This window comes from Gillisia sp. Hel_I_29, from assembly GCF_000744275.1.
In the GTDB taxonomy this organism is placed as follows: domain Bacteria; phylum Bacteroidota; class Bacteroidia; order Flavobacteriales; family Flavobacteriaceae; genus Gillisia.
In genome coordinates this window covers 1,850,238-1,866,084 of sequence record NZ_JQLP01000005.1, presented here as the reverse complement: position 1 = coordinate 1,866,084, position 15,847 = coordinate 1,850,238, and the positions used below count along the sequence as shown (strand labels likewise).

The following is a 15,847-nucleotide window of genomic DNA, read 5'->3' as shown; positions in this document are numbered from 1 at the left end:
TGTATATTTGATGAAATAGTAGATTTCTATGCAGTTTCGTCATCCTGAAATTCTTTATGCGCTCTTCCTGCTGATCATTCCTATTTTAATTCACTTATTCAGACTTAGAAAATTTCAGAAAGTAGATTTCACTAATGTGAAATTTTTAAAAGAAGTAAGTGCAAAAACTCGTAGGAGCTCTAGTATTAAAAAATGGCTGATTCTTGCTACTCGGCTTCTCCTATTTTCTTCAATAATAATTGCATTTGCGCAGCCTTATTTTCGTTCTGATAACACCGTTCCTAATGCTAATACAATTATCTATTTAGATAATAGCTATAGCATGCAAGCCAATGGCAAATCCGGACAATTACTGGAATCTTGTAAAAGTCAACTTATTAGATTTTTACCAGAGAATAAACAGGTCGCACTTATTACCAATAATGAAATCTTTGAAGACGTTACCAAAAATGAGATTCAGAATATCTCATTTTCCTCGAATCAATTAGATTTAGAATCTATTTTATTGAATGCAAAATCAATTACACCAAAAGCTACTAGCCAAAGCAATCTTCTGCTTATCTCAGATCTCCAATTTTCAGACGAAAACATATCTTTAAAAAATTATGATATAAACCTCTTTAAATTAGAATTAGAAAAAGAGACTATTAGCAATATTGCGATAGATACCGCATATCTATCCAATTCCAATCCAACTACACAAACTTTAATTGTAAAGCTCACTTCTTACGGAACTAATGAATCTACTACCTCATTATCACTCTATAATGCGGATAAACTTCTTGGCAAAAGCAGTGTGAATTTTGAAAATAAGAGCGATACACTTCTTCAATTTGAATTTCAAAATAGCTCTATTACTAAGGGAATCATTAAAATTGAAGATAATAATCTGGCGTTTGATAACACGCTCTATTTTAATATTAATAAACCTGCACCAATTAAAGTTATTAGCATTACTGAAGTTGAAGATTCATTTTTAAAGAATATCTATACTCAACCCCAGTTCAATTTTATTTCAGCTGCATCAAAAAACGTAGATTACAATGAGTTAGAGGATGCTCAGGTTGTGATACTGAATGAACTTTCAGAAATTTCGAATTCTCTCAAGAATAATTTGATAAAAAAAGCAAAGGATGATGTTGTCTTTATTACTATTCCTTCTTTAAAATTAATAGACAGTAATTTAAAGACGCTTTATCAAAACTTGAAATTACCAGAATTCACTTCAATTTATGAAAAGGAAAAATTAATTACCAAAATAACTTTCCAACATCCTGTTTTTAAAAATGCTTTTGATAAACAGATCTCGAATTTTGACTATCCTACAGTAAAAAAATCTTTTATAGTTAATACCAATTTTGGCTCTCCAATCTTAGGTTATGAAGATCTAAAGCCATTCCTGATTGCATCAGATAATAACTATACGTTTACAGCTCCTTTAAATATTGATAATTCTAATTTCCAGCAATCTCCACTCATAGTCCTAAGCTTTTACAATATTGGCCTTTCTGCATTACAACCAACTCAACTTTACTATTCTCTTGGAAAAAATAATGTTATAGATATCCCAATTAAAAAAAGTGGTGATAATATACTTACTCTAAAAGCTGAAAGCCAAAGCTTTATTCCTAGGCAGCAACAGTTTGAAGACCAAATTAAGATCAACACCAAAGAACTTCCCGAACAAGCTGGAAATTATGAGGTTATTTATGGAAATACTGTAGTTTATGATCTTAGTTATAATGTAGATAGAGAAGAAAGTATTTTGAATACGATACGTTTAGAAAATGATAGTAAAATACAGGAAATAAAATCAGTTCCAGAATTCACTAAAATCTCCGGCTTTACAAAAGAAGTAGATTCTTTTTGGAAATGGTTTGTTACTTTTGCATTGTTCTTTTTAATAATAGAAACACTACTCTTAAAATATTTTAAATGAAGCTACTAATTAGATCTGCTATCATTATAGATGGTACCTCAGAATTTCATAAAAAGAAAGTAGATATTTTAATCATTAATGGTATTATTGAAAAAATTGGAAATTCTATAAAAGCTGAAAATATTGATAAAGAGATCAACTTAAAAGATCTTCATGTATCTAAAGGATGGTTTGATAGCAGCGTAAGTTTTGGAGAACCGGGCTTTGAAGAAAGAGAAACAATAGAAAACGGAATAAGAACCGCAGCCCTTAGTGGTTATACAGAAATTTGTTTAAGTGGGAATACAGACCCTGTTCTAGATAATAATAGTTCCATAACTTCTGTGCTATCAAAAGCCAAAGATCTGGCGGTAAGAATCTATCCAATTGGTGCATTAACAAAAAGATCTCAAGGGGTGGATCTAGCAGAAATGTATGATATGTATCAGGCCGGAGCTGTATCTTTCAGTGATTATAAGAGTGCAGTAATGCATCCCAACTTACTTAAGCTTGCCTTACTTTACGCTCAGAATTTTGATGGTTTAGTACAATCTTATCCTCAAGATAATGACATTGCTGGACATGGACTGGTTAATGAAGAAAATAATAGTACCAAGTTAGGATTAAGAGGTATACCTGCATTTGCTGAAGAATTGCAAATATCTAGAGATCTTACCATACTAGAATATACAGGTGGTAAATTACATATTCCTACGATCTCTGCTGAAAAATCTGTAAAGCTTATAAAAGAGGCCAAAAAAAGAGGGCTTAATGTAAGTTGTAGTGTTGCTATCCATAATCTTATTTTTACAGATGATGTTTTAGCAGAATTTCCAACGGCTGCCAAAGTGCTTCCTCCACTTAGAACTAAAAAAGATATTAAAGCCTTGCTAAAGGGGCTTAAAGAAGGAACTATAGACATGGTTACTTCAGACCATGCACCAATAGACATTGAGCATAAAAAAGTAGAATTTGAGAATGCCTTGAATGGAACTCTAGGTTTGGAATCTTCTTTTGGCGCACTAAATTCTATATTACCATTAGAAGAAACTATAGATCTACTCACTAAAGGAAGAGGTAGATTCCATATTTCTGAACCTCAAATTAAAGAAGGCGCTTCAGCCAATTTAAGTTTGTTCAATCCGCTAGTGTCATTTCAGTTTCAGGAATCTGATATTTTTTCTACTTCTAAGAATAGTTTATTTCTACAAAGAAACTTAAAGGGTAAGTCTTACGGTATTGTGCATAGAGATAGGATAGTACTGGTAGATTAATCTTTTAGATTACGTAACTTTGTGCAATAATCAATCAAAAATTATCATCTATGAACAGTCCTGTTGCAAATGATGGAAAAACCGCTGCAATTGTAGCTTATTTTACAATTGTAGGTACCATTATAGCCTATTTTATAAATAACGATTCGAAAAATCCATTTGCCAGTTTTCATATAAGACAAGCTTTAGGAATACATCTAGCTTTCTATCTATTAGGAGCGCTGGTAAGCATATTTGATAACTGGATGATCACTTATTCTTTTTGGATCTTTATACTAGTTTTAGGAATTTATGGTTTAATAACCGCTATCCAAGGAGAGCATAGACCAATTCCGCTCTTAGGCGAACATTTTCAAAAATGGTTTAGTACAATACATTAATTTATGACTACAAAACAACTTTCCTTACAACACATAATTAAAGCTCCAATCGGGCAGCTAGAAAAAGCTCCAGTCTTATTCATGTTTCATGGATATGGAAGTAATGAGAATGATCTATTTTCCTTTGCAGGTGAACTTCCCGAAGAACTATTCATTATTTCTGTAAAAGCACCTTACCCATTACAGCCATACGGGAATGCTTGGTATGCAATTAACTTTGATGCAGATCAGAATAAATTTAGCAACAATGAACAAGCCATTGAATCTAGAGATAAGATTGCAAATTTTATAGATGAAGCTTTAGAATATTATCCAATAGATGCGAAAAATATCTCCTTGTTAGGGTTTAGTCAGGGAACAATTCTTAGCTATGCTGTGGCCTTAAGCCATCCAGAGAAAATTAAGAATTTAATTGCCCTAAGTGGATATGTGAATTTTGATATTATAGCAGATAATTTTAAACAAAATGATTTTTCAAAGTTATCTGTTTATGCTTCTCATGGAAGTCAAGACCAGGTAATTCCTATAGATTGGGCTAGGAAGGCTCCAGAACTACTTTCAGAATTAAATATTGAACATAAATATTCAGAATTTCCCGTAGGCCATGGTGTTGCTCCACAAAATTTTATGGAACTAAAAGAATGGCTGAGAACGCGTCTCTAATCCTGAGGGTATAAGAAAGATTTTTCAGTATTAAGAATAAGATTGTTGTTCTCATCCAAATCGTATGAGAGCAACAATTCTCCCCAATAAGTTCCATCAGTGAAATCTGCAATGATCCATTTATGGTTTAAGATCTTTACTTTATTTATTCGCATTACCCCTTCCATTCCTGCAAATGGAATCAACTCATTATCATCTTCTGCACGATTTCGACTTATGATAGCATCTTCAACTTTTTGAGATAATTCTTTTGCATCAATACCTCTATCTTCAAAATACGTAATAGCCTCTTCATTTTGATCTAGAGAGAAATAATTGAGATCTAAATTTTTGCTTAATAAAGAGTCATTTTCTGTCTGCAAGCCTTTCACTTTTGCATCTAAAAGTTCTATGGTGTTTTGTTTAGCTTCCAATATTTTTTTATCATTTACGTAGATGAAGATCGTAAGCATCAACATAAAAATGAACATATACATAAAAATTTTACTGCGCATTACATTTTAATTTTAAGATTATCATAAGCTAAAAAAACATTCTCTGGCAACTCTGCCTGTACTTCATCATGAAATCCCATTAAATGACTTATATGAGTGAGATACGCCCTTTCTGGATTCACTTTATTTATAAATTCTAGAGCATCTTTCAAATTAAAATGTGAATGATGAGATTCTTTCCTTAAAGCATTTATTACCAATACTTTTACTCCCTTTAATTTTTCTATTTCTTCCTTTTCGATGGTTTTGACATCTGTGAGATATGCAAATTCTTCTATTTTGAAACCAAATACCTGCAAACGGTTATGCATAGTATCTATAGGAGTTATAGTAAGATCTTTAAAAGTAAAGTTTGAATTGGTTATCTCATTCACCGCTACACTAGGTGCACCTGGATATTTATTTTCTGTTTGAAAGATATATTCAAATCTCTTTTTTAATGATATAAGCACTCGCTTATGCGCATATATAGGAATATCTCCCTGTCTAAAAAAATAAGGTCTAATATCATCCAGACCTGCCGTGTGATCATTATGCTCATGAGTATAGAGAATGGCATCTAAATGATCTATATTATGGTTTAACATTTGAGTTCTGAAATCTGGCCCGCAATCTATTAAAATATTATAGTCTTCCCATTTAACCATCACAGAAACCCGCAAGCGCTTATCCTTAGAATTTGTGCTTAAACATACAGGATGAGTGCTTCCTATTACAGGGATGCCCTGTGAAGTACCTGTTCCTAAAAATATGATTTCCAAAAGTTTTATTTTTCTACAAAAGTAAATATAATTTTTTTCTATAGTATCCTGTTTTAGTACCTTTGTCCAACATAACGTTGTTATTAAAAGATATATATATGCCCATTACCATTATGGGGGACAGAGAATTTGAAAATGTTCCTTCAATTAAAAGTAAAGCATTACGCATTAATCTAAATGAGAATATTTACGGGACCTTTGCAGAAATTGGTGCAGGTCAGGAAACTGTAAGGAATTTCTTTAGGTCTGGTGGTGCTTCCGGTACCATAGCAAAGGCTATGAGCGCTTATGATAAAGACTTTAGTGATGCTATTTATGGTGTAGAGGATGATAAGCGCTATGTAACAGAAAATAGACTTAAAAAGATGCTTTCTCATGAGATCAATTTGATCGAAGAACGCATTAGCCGAGAGAAACATCCCAATAAATTATTTTTTAGTTACGCAAATACCGTAGCAACCATAGATTTTGCCAAGCAATATAAAGGTCATGGTTGGGTTGGAATTAGATATCAGGTAGATCCTAATGAAGCATATAATGAAATAAGTCTTCATATTCGTTTTCACGAAAATGATGCTCGTTTACAACAAAACACCTTAGGAATTCTTGGAGTAAACCTCATATACGGTGCTTATTATAAGTATGATAATCCTAAGAAATTATTGAGATATCTATATGATCATATAGATAAAGATCAAATAGAAATTGACACTATCAATTTCTCCGGACCTCGATTTGAGCAAGTAGATAACAGACTTATGAGTTTGCAACTTGTTAAAAATGGTATGACAGAAGCGGTTATGTTTGCCCCGGATGGAAATAACGTTTTGCCTGCTAAGATTCTTTACAAAAAGAATATCCTTGCATTAAGAGGAAGTTACAGACCTGTAACAAAGGTGAACATGGATATGTATAAACGTTCTTTAGAGTTATTCATTAAAGAGCGTAAGGTAGAAGAAGAAAATACTGAAGTTATCTTTGAAATTACGCTTTCAAATTTACGTGCTGAAGGAGAAATAGATGAACGAGACTTTATGGATAGAGCAGAATTATTATGCTCACTCGGCCAAACAGTAATGATCTCCAACTTTCAGGAGTATTATAAAGTAGTAGAATATTTCTCTAGATACTCTAAAGAGAGAATGGGTCTTGCCATGGGAGTTAATAATCTGGTAGATATATTTGATGAAAAATATTACCGTCACTTAAGTGGTGGAATCTTAGAAGCTTTTGGAAAGCTATTCTTTAAAGATCTTAAAGTTTATCTATATCCGCTAAAAGATCCAGATACTGGGGAGCTTATAACAAGTGAAAACCTTAAGGTACATCCTAGAATGAAGGAACTCTATAAATTCTTTAAATACAACGGAAAAGTTGTAGATATAGAAAACTTCAATCCGGATATTCTACAGATCTTCTCTAGAGAAGTATTGCAAATGATTTCTGAAGGAAAATCTGGCTGGGAAAATATGTTACCGGAAAGAACAACATCAATGATCAAGGATCAACATCTATTTGGATATCAAGAGGCCAAAATAGAAGAAAAAGCAAAATAGATTATTTCTATTTAGTGCATAAAAAAAGCGGTTTCAAATTGAAACCGCTTTTTTTATGTTATTATTATAAGAGCTATTATCTAATCTATTCTAGTGATCTTTGCTCCTATAGCACGTAATCTTACATCAATATCTTCGTATCCTCTATCTATTTGCTCTATGTTATGAATAGTAGAAGTTCCTTTTGCAGAAAGGGCAGCGATCAATAATGACACTCCCGCACGTATGTCTGGAGAGGTCATAGTTGTTGCTCTTAACTGAGATTGAAAATCATGACCGATAACAGTGGCTCTATGTGGATCACACAAAATGATCTTAGCTCCCATATCAATTAATTTATCTACAAAGAATAATCTGCTCTCAAACATTTTTTGATGTATTAGCACACTTCCTCTTGCTTGAGTTGCTGTTACCAACATAATACTCAAAAGATCTGGAGTAAATCCCGGCCATGGAGCATCGCTAATATTCATTATAGAACCATCAATAAAACTCTGGATCTCATAACCATTGGTATGCGCAGGAATAAAAATATCATCTCCCCTTCTCTCTAAGGTAATTCCTAATTTCTCAAATGTTCTAGGGATAATTCCTAAATGTTCCCAACCTACGTTCTTTATAGTGATCTCACTTTTGGTCATAGCAGCTAGACCTATATAAGAACCAATTTCTATCATATCTGGTAAAATAGTATGCTCACAACCTGTAAAACTTTCTACTCCTTCAATATGCAAAAGATTAGAACCTACACCTTCAATCTTGGCTCCCATAGAATTCAACATCTTACATAGTTGTTGTAAGTAAGGCTCACAAGCAGCGTTGTAAATTGTTGTCTTTCCCTTAGCCCAAACTGCAGCCATTAGGATATTAGCAGTTCCTGTTACAGAAGCTTCCTCCAACAACATATCTGCACCATGAAGTCCGTCTGGAGCTTCCACTCCATAAAAACGTTCTTCTTTATTATATCTAAATTTTGCACCCAGATTAACAAATCCTTCAAAATGGGTATCGAGTCTTCTTCTTCCAATTTTATCTCCACCGGGACGAGGAATATATCCTTTTCCAAATCTCCCCAATAGCGGACCAACGATCATAATAGATCCTCTTAATCCACTCCCATCTTTCTTAAAAGCTTCACTTTCTAAATAATCAAAATTGATAGCATCGCTTTGGAAAGAATAGCTGCCTTTTTTAAGTTTTTCAACTTTAACACCAAGATTCTTTAAAAGGGTAATCAATTTATTCACATCTACAATATCTGGAATGTTATTGATGATGACCTTTTCTGGTGTTAATAAAACGGCACATAAAATTTGTAGGGCTTCATTTTTGGCACCTTGAGGCTGAATAGTTCCGCTTAAGGCGTGGCCCCCTTCAATTTGAAAAGTTCCCATAGGGTAATAATATTTTAATGACGCTTGCGTCCGCGTGGATTGTTGTTACGTGTACTCTTTTTAGGGGTATTCTTGAATTTCTTATTACCGCGCAATAGATTTGCTGCTTCACTAAGATCTTCTTCTTTATTCTTAAGATTTATTTTGCCACCGCTCAATTCCTTTAAATGATCAAAGATCACTTCATCATCTACCGTTTCTCTATTCCAATTAAGGTAAGATTTCTTCATATGGTTAGCAATAGCATAGATCAAAGCCTCTTTAAGATCTCCATCTTCCCATTGTAACGCCTTATCTATCATTCTCTTAATATTATTTCCGTAGAAACGATATTTAGGGAAATTTTGAGGATAAGTCATTGTTTCCGGCCTCTCCTCTAAAAGCTCTTTTGAAGGCTTCGGGTATGGAGAATTTACATCCAATTTGAAATCACTTATTATAAAAAGCTGATCCCATAATTTATGTTGGAAATCTGGAACGTCTCTAAGGTGCGGCTGCATATTACCCATTACCGCAATAATAGATTTGGCAACTTTATTACGTTCGGTTTCATCTTCAATTGCAACGGCGTGTTCCACCATTTTTTGGAGATGCCTTCCATATTCTGGAATGATCAACTTGCTCCTTTCAGAGTTATATTCTAATTCGTATGTCAAAATTGAAATTTAAAGGTGATAATTAACTTGGTAGAAATTATATCGGCTGCAAAATACTAAATATTATTCAACTGCCCTATTGTTTAAAATGAATAAAAATCAAACCTTATCATTCCCAAAACGATAATATTATAGAGATATTACCCCTTCTACCTGAGAACCTACTTGTTTATATTTTTCTATCACAGCATCTGCATCTTTCATTCTCACATTTACAGAGACACTGGTATATTTTTCTGTTTTGGATTTCTTAGTGGTAATTACAGCTCCAAGGTTATCAAAAATATCATGTATCTGCTCTACTTTAGAAGCACTTGTTGGCACTATGAACTTATATAGATATTCTGTAGGCCAAAGCGCTGTGTCTTGCAATTGCAATTTTAACTTTGCGTAAAAATCTTCAGGATTCTTTGAGGGTTCCATAATCTTATTTAATCTGTTAGGTTACAAATATACAAGTAATGATTCATTTTTTTTATCAATTACAATTACCGAAATTTGCAAAGTGCAAAATAAAAGAATTGTAATTACCGGCGGTCCCGGTACCGGAAAATCATCAGTAATAGTAGATCTAGAAAATAAAGGCTTTTCATGCCTTCATGAAGTTTCTAGAGAGATTACGCTTGAAGCTCAAAGACAAGGAATTGAGCAATTATTTTTAGACCAACCGCTATTATTTAGCGAGAAATTATTAGAAGCCAGGGTAAATCAACATCTGCAGGCTAAAGAGATTTCAGAAGAAATAATCTTTATAGATCGCGGTATCCCAGATGTAGTAGCCTATATGGATTACTTTGGAACAGAATATCCTAAAGAATTTACGAAAGCCTGTGAGCATCATACCTACACTAAGATCTTCCTGATGCCACCTTGGCAAGAAATTTATAAAACTGACAATGAGCGCTATGAATCTTTTGAGCAAGCCGTTCTAATACATGAGTTTCTAAAAAAAGCTTATATTAACTACGGCTACGATCCTATTGAAGTTCCAAAACTCTCTGTAGATGAACGTAGTAACTTTATTTTAAGTAACCTGGGAAAATAAATTTGCAGGAAGCAAGAGACATATTAAAAAAATATTGGGGACATCACACTTTTAGACCGTTACAGGAAGAAATTATAGAAGCGGCCTATAAGGGGGATGATATTATTGCGCTTTTACCTACAGGTGGCGGCAAATCCATATGTTTCCAGATCCCATCATTATTAAAAGAAGGAATCTGCATTATTGTCTCCCCTTTAGTTGCATTAATAGAAGATCAGGTAAAAACACTCCATCAAAAAGGCATCAAAGCACTTGCCATAACTGGCGGTATCTCTTATTCTGAATTGGATACGCTTTTAGATAATTGCATCTACGGAAATTATAAATTCTTATATCTTTCTCCAGAACGCCTTCAGCAAGATCTAGTTCAACAGCGTATAAAACAAATGCCGGTTAATTTAATAGCTATAGATGAAGCCCATTGTATCTCCCAATGGGGCCATGATTTTAGACCTGCATATTTAAATGTTTCGCTTCTAAGGGAACTACATCCGGAAACGCCTGTAATGGCTTTAACAGCCTCTGCCACAAAAGAAGTGGTGGAAGATATTAGAAAACAATTACTTCTAACTTCTCCTAAGGTTTATAAAAAAACCCTTTTGAGAGAGAATATTGCATTTCAGGTATTGAGAACTGAAGATAAAACATATAGGCTAAGAACTATCTTAAATAATAAAGAAGAATCTTCCATAATCTACGTAAGAAGTAGAAATGCTACTCAAGAGATCGCTCAAGAATTAACCCATTATGGTTACACTGCCAAGGCATTTCATGGTGGATTGTCTTCTTCTGAGAAATCTTTAAGATTAAACTCATGGCTACAGGAAAAAACCAAGATCATGGTAGCTACTAATGCGTTTGGGATGGGAATAGATAAAGCAAATGTTAGGCATGTAATCCATCTAAATCTTCCGGAAAGTATAGAGAGTTATTTTCAGGAAGCAGGAAGAGCAGGAAGAGATGAAAAACCCGCTACAGCTACAATTATCACAAATAATAGCGATATTCCTCATTTAAAAAGTCAGTTCTTAAATAATTTACCAGATCTTGAGTTTGTGTTATTGGTTTATAAGAAGCTTACCTCCTATTTTCAAATTGCGTTTGGAGAGGGTTTAGACACAACGCATGATTTTAATTTTTCAGAATTTTGCAATAGATATCAACTTAACTATCTCAAAGCTTATAATACCCTTCAGCTACTTGATAGAATTAGTGTATTAAAATTATCTCAACAATTTGAGAAGTCAGCAAAGCTTCAGTTTATAATTTCCAATAAAGCATTATTCTATTATCTTGAGGAAAATCCAAAGTTTGACACAATAGTAAAATCAATTCTAAGAACATACGGAGGAATATTTGAAAATAAAGTAGCTATAAACCTGGCTGCAATTTGTTCTAAAGCTGGCACTATAGAGAAAGAAGCTATTGAAGTACTTCAGCAGTTAAAAAAAGATGGGATTGCAGAATTTGAACATCAACAAAATGATGCTTCCATTACATTTCTTGTTCCAAGAGAAGATGAAAGCAGCATTTACCCCTATTCTAAATATATAAAATCCCAAAGCCAGAATAAAAAAGATAAGATTACAGCGCTTTTAAATTATGTAGAAAATGATAAGATCTGTAGAAGCCGGCAGCTATTATCCTATTTTGGTGAAAAGGTCACTACCAATTGTGGTATTTGCTCGGTATGCCTAACTCCGGAAAAAAAGGTTAAAAAAGAAACGATTAAACGGATATATGAGGCCATTATTAAAGCCTTAGAAATGCAGGAGAAAAATTCTCGAGAATTGGTAGCATCTTTACCCTATCCAGAAAATGGCATTTTAAAAGTTCTTCAACTATTATTAGATAAAGATATCATTGTTTTAAACCCCAATAAAACATTCAAAATAAAAAATACATGAAAGATTTAAGAATAATTTTTATGGGTACTCCGGAGTTTGCGGTTTCAACCCTTAAGGAGATCATAGAACATAAATTTAACGTAGTTGGAGTTATTACCGCCCCAGACAGACCTGCGGGAAGAGGAAGAAAACTTCAAGAAAGTGCTGTAAAGGAGTTTGCTGTTGCCAACAACTTAAAAATATTGCAACCTACCAATTTAAAATCTGAAGGTTTTTTAGAAGAATTAAAAGAACTGAATGCAAATGTACAGGTAGTTGTAGCATTTAGAATGCTTCCAAAAGCAGTATGGCAGATGCCGGCACTTGGAACCTTTAACCTTCACGCCTCACTACTACCGCAATATCGCGGTGCAGCTCCAATTAATTGGGCTATTATTAATGGGGAGACCAAAACAGGTGTTTCCACCTTTTTTATAGATGAAAAGATAGATACAGGAGAGATGATCTTACAAAAGGAGGTTGAGATTTTACCGGAAGATAATTTAGGAGATCTGCACGATAAATTGATGAACACAGGAGCTAAGCTCGTAACAGAGACATTACAGCTATTGAAACAAGATAAGATTAGCACTACCAAACAAATTGATAATAACGATCTCAAGGAAGCTCCAAAACTCACTAAAGAGAACACTCAAATAGATTGGAGTAGAAATGCGAAAGATATCAAGAATCACGTAAGAGGACTAAACCCATACCCAACTGCATGGACATTGATACAAAATGGAAATGAAGAGTTGAAGGTAAAAGTTTTTGAAGTTGAGATCGAAGATGTGGATCACAATGAGCCTTTAGGAAGATTAGTAGTAGAGAATAAGACCTTAAAAGTGAGTGTTAAAGATGCATATATAATTTTTAAAGAAATTCAGTTACCCGGAAAACGAAAAATGGAAGTGAAGCAGCTTTTAAACGGATTTAATTTTGAAGAAGAGGCGAAAGTTCTGTGAACCCTTATAAATAGTGAAATGAACAAATTTTAGATTTTTAAAGCAAATGTTATTAACAATTTACCTAAGTTATTAACAAAAACTCGCTTTTCCCTTGATATTACTTGCACGGCTGAAATATCCACATAAATTTGTAAAGCAAATTAACAGAATGTTTAACCAACAAGTAATTTAAAATTCAAATTATGAACAAAACAGATTTAATCGATGCAATGGCTGAGAATGCAGGAATTTCGAAAGCTGCCGCAAAAAAAGCATTAGAATCATTTTTAGAGAACGTTGAAAAGTCTCTTAAAAAAGGTGATCGTGTATCTTTAGTAGGATTCGGATCTTGGTCAGTATCTAAAAGAGCTGCACGTGAAGGAAGAAACCCACAAACCGGAAATACTATTAAAATTGCTGCTAAGAATGTAGTTAAATTTAAAGCCGGAGCAGATTTACAAAAAGCTGTAAACTAAGAATTTACCACAATTATAAAGTACAACTCTCCTCCGGGAGAGTTTTTTTTTGGAAAAAAAATTAGTTAAAATTTGAATTTGTTAAATAAATCTTTAGCTTTAAACAAAAGATAGGCTTATGATAGCTTTAAAACCAACTAAGGGATTGCTATTAGTTGCAGAACCTTCAATAATTGGAGATGTCTCATTTAATAGGTCTGTAGTACTTCTAGCAGAACATTCAGAAAATGGATCTATAGGCTTTATTTTAAATAAAGTCTTAGATTTTACCCTTCAGGAACTAATTCCAGACCTTACCAAGAGCTTTAAAATATATAATGGCGGGCCTGTAGAACAGGATAATTTATATTTTATTCATAAAATTCCAGACCTAATTCCCGACAGTATAGAAATAGCAAATGGCATCTATTGGGGAGGAAATTTTGATGCGGTAAAAGAATTAATTTCTAAAGGTCTGATCACAGAAAAACAGATCCGTTTTTTCTTAGGATATTCAGGTTGGGACGCAGAACAATTACAGGAAGAATTAAATTCTAATTCTTGGATAATCACCGCTCACCAAGACGCTAAAGATATTATAGAAAGACCCTATAGATCTTTCTGGAAAGATAAGATGATAGAACTTGGTGGAAATTATATGCTTTGGTCCAATGCACCAGAAAATCCAAGTTATAACTAAGATCTTTTAACCTAATCTAGCTTTTACGTTAAGTTTAGAAAGTATTTCTTTTGTTACCTCGATCTTAAATTCTTTCTTTCTATATTTTGTTATTGGCTGGATTCCAACAATAACGTTAGTAATAAAAAGCTCATCTGCTTTTTGCAGTTCAAAAGGTGAAATAGCAGCTTCTTCAATTTCCAGTTCTGGAAGAGTTTTAATAATAGCTAAAAGCTGTTTTCTCACTATACCGTTTAAAGCACCTTCAGTAAGAGGAGGCGTTTTGATCTTATTATCTTTAATTAGAAATATATTCCCATTTAAAGCTTCTACAATAGATTTTTTCTCATTTAGCAGCAAGCAGTTGTTATAACTATTTTCTTTAGCGTAGATACTTCCTAGAACGTTTACAGCTCTGTTATTAGACTTGATTGTAGATAAAAGTCCGCTTGTGATGTAATGATCCTTGAAAAGTTCAATTTCATATGGATCCTGATTTAATAGATAAAAAGAATTGGGCAGTTGTGATGCTTGGATAAAATAATCTACTTCTAAGGTTGTTGGGCTATAATATCCACCTTCCATTCTACAAACTGTAAACTTTACGCGAGCAGGTGAAGTCTCCAGATCATTAGCCTTAACCAACGCTAAAATCTCAGATTCTAAAAATTCCGGAGAAAAATTTGAAGGAATTTCCATTCTCATGATTCTCATAGAAGCCATAAGTCTAAAATAATGATCTTCCCAAAACATTATTTTTCCTGATATTACACGAATGGTCTCAAATACAGAATCACCGTAAGCCAAACCTCTGTTATTTGGTGAAATTGTTGCTTGCTCTTTCTCTACTAAACTTCCATTAAAATTCATCATAAAAAAACCCCGTTTTTAGAAACGGGGCAAAGATACTATTTATATAAGGATTTCTAAACCGAACCTAATATCTGTTTTAAGTTAGAGATCATATTTTCCCATAACATTTTTCCTTCTGCAATTTCATCTTCATCATCTGCAAAATCTGTAACCATAATTGAAACATCTTTTGTAATATCGTCTACCTGGATTCTAATTTCGAAGAAATATGAGGTATCCTCATCTTCTATCCATCTAAATTTAATGCGCTCTCCATTCTTCTTACTTACCAGCTTTGCCTTCTCTTCAGAGCCATCCCAGATGAATGTAAATAGTTCTCCACGAGAGTTTACGTTGTCTGCGTACCATTCACTTAATCCTGAAGGGGTTGAAATATATTGATATAATAACGAAGGAGATGCCTGAATAGGAAATTCCATTTCGTACTTAACTTTATCTTCCATGCTGTATTTGTTAGATTTTGGGCAATATAAATATTAATTGGAAACATTAAAAGAAAAGATTTTAAAAGTTTTTTAAAATAAAGTTTGCCTCAATTCAAATTGTTTATATATTTGCAGCCGCAAACTTTGAGCAGCGAAGCTCTTTATTCATAAAGGTTCTCTGTTAAAATACTAGTTTGAAATCATTTACCTTTTGGCGAGGTAGCTCAGTTGGTTAGAGCGTCGGATTCATAACCCGGAGGTCCCGAGTTCAAATCTCGGTCTCGCTACAGTAATAACAAGGCTTCACAGAGATGTGAGGCTTTTTATTTTTGTACCTAGTACAGAATAAGTACAGAATTTGATCTATTTTCAATAATTCATTAGGAGTCATTTGAAATATTACCAACTGATAGCAATTGAAACTGAATTTTAGGTTTATTC

17 protein-coding genes and 1 tRNA gene are annotated in these 15,847 nt (G+C 33.4%); 11 read left to right on the top strand and 7 right to left on the bottom strand.

Annotation, left to right across the window (positions count from 1 at the left end; all coding sequences use genetic code 11):
- The first annotated feature begins 28 nt into the window (after nt 1-28).
- Genes P163_RS13670 through P163_RS13655 form a run of 4 tightly spaced genes read left to right on the top strand, consistent with a single transcriptional unit; the run spans nt 29 to nt 4,235 of the window.
- Complete coding sequence (locus tag P163_RS13670; protein WP_034892363.1) at nt 29-1,939, top strand: BatA domain-containing protein; 1,911 nt, start codon at nt 29-31, stop codon at nt 1,937-1,939.
- Nucleotides 1,936-3,192: a dihydroorotase gene (locus tag P163_RS13665; RefSeq protein ID WP_034892360.1), complete on the top strand. Its 1,257-nt coding sequence runs from the start codon at nt 1,936-1,938 to the stop codon at nt 3,190-3,192. The genes P163_RS13670 and P163_RS13665 overlap by 4 nt, the downstream gene beginning before the upstream one ends.
- Nucleotides 3,193-3,242: 50 nt before the next feature.
- The gene (locus P163_RS13660) at nt 3,243-3,572 is read left to right on the top strand and encodes a DUF4870 domain-containing protein (protein ID WP_034892357.1); all 330 of its coding nucleotides are present in this window, start codon (nt 3,243-3,245) and stop codon (nt 3,570-3,572) included.
- A gap of 3 nt (nt 3,573-3,575) precedes the next feature.
- A complete protein-coding gene (locus P163_RS13655; protein ID WP_034892354.1) occupies nt 3,576-4,235 on the top strand; it encodes an alpha/beta hydrolase in 660 nt (219 codons plus the stop codon).
- On the opposite strand, the gene P163_RS13650 is transcribed toward P163_RS13655, so the two are convergent.
- Nucleotides 4,232-4,729, bottom strand: coding sequence for a hypothetical protein (locus P163_RS13650; protein ID WP_034892351.1), 498 nt, complete (start codon nt 4,727-4,729; stop codon nt 4,232-4,234). The genes P163_RS13655 and P163_RS13650 overlap by 4 nt on opposite strands.
- Nucleotides 4,729-5,490, bottom strand: a complete 762-nt coding sequence (locus tag P163_RS13645) for an MBL fold metallo-hydrolase (protein WP_034892348.1) — start codon at nt 5,488-5,490, stop codon at nt 4,729-4,731. Before P163_RS13645 ends, P163_RS13650 begins: the two co-directional genes overlap by 1 nt.
- A gap of 98 nt (nt 5,491-5,588) precedes the next feature.
- On the opposite strand from P163_RS13645, the gene P163_RS13640 reads away from it, so the two are divergent.
- Entirely contained in the window at nt 5,589-7,046 is a 1,458-nt protein-coding gene (locus P163_RS13640) for a nicotinate-nucleotide adenylyltransferase (RefSeq protein ID WP_034892345.1), read from the top strand.
- 80 nt (nt 7,047-7,126) lie between these two features.
- On the opposite strand, the gene murA is transcribed toward P163_RS13640, so the two are convergent.
- The 3 genes from murA to P163_RS13625 all read right to left on the bottom strand — a co-directional run bounded on the left by murA (nt 7,127) and on the right by P163_RS13625 (nt 9,519).
- Nucleotides 7,127-8,440 (bottom strand): UDP-N-acetylglucosamine 1-carboxyvinyltransferase, encoded by a 1,314-nt coding sequence (gene murA, locus P163_RS13635; RefSeq protein ID WP_034892342.1) that lies wholly within the window; start codon nt 8,438-8,440, stop codon nt 7,127-7,129.
- A gap of 14 nt (nt 8,441-8,454) precedes the next feature.
- Nucleotides 8,455-9,096 carry a DUF4290 domain-containing protein gene (locus P163_RS13630; RefSeq protein ID WP_034892339.1) on the bottom strand — a complete coding sequence of 214 codons (642 nt, stop codon included), beginning with the start codon at nt 9,094-9,096 and terminating at the stop codon, nt 8,455-8,457.
- A gap of 129 nt (nt 9,097-9,225) precedes the next feature.
- Complete coding sequence (locus tag P163_RS13625; protein ID WP_034892336.1) at nt 9,226-9,519, bottom strand: DUF493 family protein; 294 nt, start codon at nt 9,517-9,519, stop codon at nt 9,226-9,228.
- 82 nt (nt 9,520-9,601) lie between these two features.
- Between P163_RS13625 and P163_RS13620 the strand changes: the two genes are divergently transcribed.
- The 5 genes from P163_RS13620 (at nt 9,602) to P163_RS13600 (ending at nt 14,129) form a co-directional block, all read left to right on the top strand.
- Nucleotides 9,602-10,141, top strand: a complete 540-nt coding sequence (locus P163_RS13620; RefSeq protein WP_034892333.1) for an AAA family ATPase — start codon at nt 9,602-9,604, stop codon at nt 10,139-10,141.
- Between the two features lie 2 nt (nt 10,142-10,143).
- A complete protein-coding gene (locus P163_RS13615; protein ID WP_034892331.1) occupies nt 10,144-12,048 on the top strand; it encodes an ATP-dependent DNA helicase RecQ in 1,905 nt (634 codons plus the stop codon).
- A complete protein-coding gene (gene fmt / locus P163_RS13610) occupies nt 12,045-12,992 on the top strand; it encodes a methionyl-tRNA formyltransferase (protein WP_034892329.1) in 948 nt (315 codons plus the stop codon). The genes P163_RS13615 and fmt overlap by 4 nt, the downstream gene beginning before the upstream one ends.
- A 185-nt stretch (nt 12,993-13,177) precedes the next feature.
- Nucleotides 13,178-13,450 carry an HU family DNA-binding protein gene (locus tag P163_RS13605; protein WP_034892326.1) on the top strand — a complete coding sequence of 91 codons (273 nt, stop codon included), beginning with the start codon at nt 13,178-13,180 and terminating at the stop codon, nt 13,448-13,450.
- A 118-nt stretch (nt 13,451-13,568) separates the two neighbouring features.
- The gene (locus tag P163_RS13600; protein WP_034892323.1) at nt 13,569-14,129 is read left to right on the top strand and encodes a YqgE/AlgH family protein; all 561 of its coding nucleotides are present in this window, start codon (nt 13,569-13,571) and stop codon (nt 14,127-14,129) included.
- Between the two features lie 6 nt (nt 14,130-14,135).
- Here P163_RS13600 and P163_RS13595 read toward each other — a convergent pair whose 3' ends face one another.
- Both P163_RS13595 and P163_RS13590 read right to left on the bottom strand, forming a co-directional pair.
- Nucleotides 14,136-14,981 (bottom strand): aminotransferase class IV, encoded by an 846-nt coding sequence (locus P163_RS13595; protein WP_034892320.1) that lies wholly within the window; start codon nt 14,979-14,981, stop codon nt 14,136-14,138.
- A gap of 53 nt (nt 14,982-15,034) precedes the next feature.
- Complete coding sequence (locus P163_RS13590; RefSeq protein ID WP_034892317.1) at nt 15,035-15,424, bottom strand: START-like domain-containing protein; 390 nt, start codon at nt 15,422-15,424, stop codon at nt 15,035-15,037.
- Nucleotides 15,425-15,619: 195 nt separating this feature from the next.
- Between P163_RS13590 and P163_RS13585 the strand changes: the two genes are divergently transcribed.
- Nucleotides 15,620-15,693: transfer RNA gene (locus P163_RS13585), tRNA-Met, on the top strand.
- Nucleotides 15,694-15,847: the final 154 nt, after the last annotated feature.

Excerpts from the sequence above, each read along its gene's own strand:
- P163_RS13625 (WP_034892336.1), bottom strand. The coding sequence starts at position 9,519 with ATGGAACCCTCAAAGAATCCTGAAGATTTTTACGCAAAGTTAAAATTG.
- P163_RS13640 (WP_034892345.1), top strand. The coding sequence starts at position 5,589 with ATGCCCATTACCATTATGGGGGACAGAGAATTTGAAAATGTTCCTTCA.
- P163_RS13600 (WP_034892323.1), top strand. The coding sequence starts at position 13,569 with ATGATAGCTTTAAAACCAACTAAGGGATTGCTATTAGTTGCAGAACCT.
- fmt (WP_034892329.1), top strand. The coding sequence starts at position 12,045 with ATGAAAGATTTAAGAATAATTTTTATGGGTACTCCGGAGTTTGCGGTT.
- P163_RS13660 (WP_034892357.1), top strand. The coding sequence starts at position 3,243 with ATGAACAGTCCTGTTGCAAATGATGGAAAAACCGCTGCAATTGTAGCT.
- murA (WP_034892342.1), bottom strand. The coding sequence starts at position 8,440 with ATGGGAACTTTTCAAATTGAAGGGGGCCACGCCTTAAGCGGAACTATT.
- P163_RS13605 (WP_034892326.1), top strand. The coding sequence starts at position 13,178 with ATGAACAAAACAGATTTAATCGATGCAATGGCTGAGAATGCAGGAATT.
- P163_RS13655 (WP_034892354.1), top strand. The coding sequence starts at position 3,576 with ATGACTACAAAACAACTTTCCTTACAACACATAATTAAAGCTCCAATC.
- P163_RS13670 (WP_034892363.1), top strand. The coding sequence starts at position 29 with ATGCAGTTTCGTCATCCTGAAATTCTTTATGCGCTCTTCCTGCTGATC.
- P163_RS13590 (WP_034892317.1), bottom strand. The coding sequence starts at position 15,424 with ATGGAAGATAAAGTTAAGTACGAAATGGAATTTCCTATTCAGGCATCT.
- P163_RS13650 (WP_034892351.1), bottom strand. The coding sequence starts at position 4,729 with ATGCGCAGTAAAATTTTTATGTATATGTTCATTTTTATGTTGATGCTT.
- P163_RS13595 (WP_034892320.1), bottom strand. The coding sequence starts at position 14,981 with ATGATGAATTTTAATGGAAGTTTAGTAGAGAAAGAGCAAGCAACAATT.
- P163_RS13665 (WP_034892360.1), top strand. The coding sequence starts at position 1,936 with ATGAAGCTACTAATTAGATCTGCTATCATTATAGATGGTACCTCAGAA.